The sequence below is a fragment of the Candidatus Cryosericum odellii genome (genome assembly GCF_003570935.1).
GTDB classification, from domain to species: domain Bacteria; phylum Caldisericota; class Caldisericia; order Cryosericales; family Cryosericaceae; genus Cryosericum; species Cryosericum odellii.
This window is the reverse complement of record NZ_QXIU01000226.1, coordinates 1-2,683: the sequence shown is the minus strand read 5'-3', so window position 1 is coordinate 2,683 and position 2,683 is coordinate 1. Positions and strand designations below refer to the sequence as shown.

Genomic DNA, 2,683 nt, shown 5'->3' with positions numbered 1-2,683 from the left:
TCCGGCTCGACGTCCTGCAGGACCCACCGTGTCTGCTCCAGCGTTTCCGGAGAGTCGTTGATGCCCTCGAGCAGCATCATCTCCACCCAGAGCTGACCCCTCCTCGGCATGTGGGCGAAGTCCAGCAGTCCCTGTTTCATGGCTTCGAACGCGATGCCCGGACATGGTCGGTCGATGCGGCGAAAGAGTTCCTCCGTGGGGGCGTTAAACGAGGTGAGGACAATATCTGCTTCGGCCAGCGCTTCGCGCACGGCAGGCTCGGACAGCAGCGCGCCGTTGGTGATGACAGCGATGGGAATGCTGGTGAGCTCTCGCGCTCCCCGGATCAGGTCCCCCAGGCGGAGATAGAGGGTCGGCTCACCGTTGCCCACGATCGAGATGTGATCAGGCGGCGGCGACACGTGCCTGAGCGCATCGTCCAGCTCGGCGAGGATGTCCTCGAGCTTGAAGTACTCCTCACGTTCGTTCGTGAGGTGATCCGTTCGCCCGAGCATGCAGTAGATGCAGCTGAAGTTGCATGTTTTGTCGGGGATGGGACTGATGCCGAGACTTCGGCCCAGACGTCTGGACGGGATGGGGCCATAGATGTAGTGGTAGCTCACGGGGTGGTCCTCCTTTCGGGCATGGTCCGCACGCGCACAACGTGCCTTGTTGCGAGCGATGCGTCCGTCGAGGGACAGCACTGTTCCAATGGACAGGCGAGACATACGGGTCGCGCCCGGCAGTGCTCCTTGGCCAGATGGACCAGCAGGCCGTGGAACTCATTGAACAGGTGCGCGTCTTCGGGCAGTCGCGCGACGAAATACTGTTGTGTGCTCTCATAGGTGGCGTTGTCGGGCAGGAGGCGCAACCTGGCTGCGATGCGCCGCGTGTACGCGTCTACCACAAAGGCCGGCTTGCCGATCGCGTAGAGCAGGATGCTGTCTGCGGTCTCCCGTCCCACGCCGCGGAGAGCCAGTATCTCACTGCGCAGAGCGTCGGTGTCTTCGGATACCAGGCTTGAGAGGTCTCCTGTAGCACGCTGGCTGACCCACTCGGCAAGAGTCCGGAGATACCGTGCCTTGACCCGGTAGTAGCCGGCCGGCCGGATAGCCTGTTCGAGGTCCGATGCTGAAAGGGCAAGCAGGCTGGTGGCTGTTATGGTATTGGTGGCCTTAAGTGAGGTGATCGCCTTCTCGACGTTCGACCAGCTCGTATTCTGGGCCAGCACGGCGCCAACGGCGACCTCGAACGGCGTGTCGCCGGGCCACCAGTGCTGAGGCCCGAATGTGGTGAGTAATATGTCGAACAGTTGCAGTGGTGTCATCATCTCTTTAACCGTCACAGCCTAGCCGAGCGCCGCCACGATGCAAGCGGGACCCGTGATGACGGGGTTGATAGAGCCACTCTCCCCTTCATCGCCGGCCCGGCATGCCGGGTAGCTCGGGTACCAGCTCTCGTGTTGACAACGCGGCCGGCTTCCAGTATCCTTTGAAGGTATGAGTAATACGGAAACCAAACAAAAAAGCATATGGCGTCACCTGGGTCCCATTATTCGCAAATACTGGGTGCGCTATCTATGTGGCATTCTCATCCTGGCTGCTGTCGATATTTCTCAGACGATCATTCCAGGGATCACCGCCACCGTCATCGACGACCTGTCCTCGTTTACTGCAACGGCACATACATTGCTCGTTGCTCTCCTGCAGATCTCAGCGCTTGTCGCAGGGATAACCGTCGGCCGCTACTTCTGGCGATTTCTTATCTGGGGAAGCGCCCGGTACCTGGAGCAGGAGGTTCGTGACAACCTGTTCGCCAAATATCTTGAGTTGTCCGCCGATTTTCACGACGTTCACAAGACGGGTGACCTCATGGCACTTGTGACCAACGATCTGGAGGCGGTGCGGCAATCCCTGGGCGATGGCCTGCTCATGATTTCGGATTTCTTTATCATGACGACTTTCACGCTCATCGCCATGTTGCGATTCAATCGCTCTCTCACCCTTCTCGCGCTTATTCCTCTTGCGCTTATCGCGCTCATCGTGATGCGTGCGGGGCCTCTGGTTTTCAAACTGTTCAAACGTGTTCAGGACGCATTCTCTGCGCTCACCGATTATGTTGAAGAGGCTATGACCGGCATGCGCATCATCAAGGTGTTCACACGTGAGAAGGATGCAGCACGCGGTCTCAGGGCGAAGGCGATGGACCTGCAGCGTCGCGATATCCATTTGATCAAAATCTGGGGTCTTGCGGGACCGCTTATCGATTTCCTGGGCGCCATTTCTGTACTGGTCTTGCTCTGGTATGGAGGGATCCTTGCAACGCGTGGCACGTTTACCATTGGAGGCCTCGTTGCATTCAATACCTATATCGGGATGCTCGCCTGGCCGATGACGGCACTGGGGCAGGCGATCAATCTCTTCCAGCGGGGGCAGGCTTCTGCCGCTCGCATCAATGAAATCCTCGACCAGTCGTCAACGATCCAGGAACTACCGGACGCAGTGTCTATCGAGGGAGAACTGCGTGGCGATGTTGTTTTTGAGCATGTTACCTTTGAACGGGAAGGCCATAAGATCCTGGATGATGTCAGTTTTCATATTGCTTCAGGGGAGAAGATCGGCATCATTGGCCCCATAGGTTCAGGCAAGACGACGATTGTTTCGCTGCTTACGCGCGCCTATGATCCCTCCGCCGGGAAGGTGCT

3 protein-coding genes are annotated in these 2,683 nt (G+C 58.3%); 1 reads left to right on the top strand and 2 read right to left on the bottom strand.

From position 1 onward, the window contains the following. Both SMC5_RS09345 and SMC5_RS09340 read right to left on the bottom strand, forming a co-directional pair. Positions 1–602: radical SAM protein (locus tag SMC5_RS09345; RefSeq protein WP_119120499.1), on the bottom strand; the 602-nt coding region annotated here is incomplete at its 3' end. After that, positions 599–1,324, bottom strand: coding sequence for an endonuclease III domain-containing protein (locus tag SMC5_RS09340; protein ID WP_207799193.1), 726 nt, complete (start codon positions 1,322–1,324; stop codon positions 599–601). The genes SMC5_RS09345 and SMC5_RS09340, both read right to left, overlap by 4 nt. Before the next feature lie 154 nt (positions 1,325–1,478). Here SMC5_RS09340 and SMC5_RS09335 point away from each other — a divergent pair. Then, positions 1,479–2,683 (top strand): ABC transporter transmembrane domain-containing protein (locus SMC5_RS09335; RefSeq protein ID WP_133299204.1); only part of this gene is annotated, 1,205 nt, incomplete at its 3' end.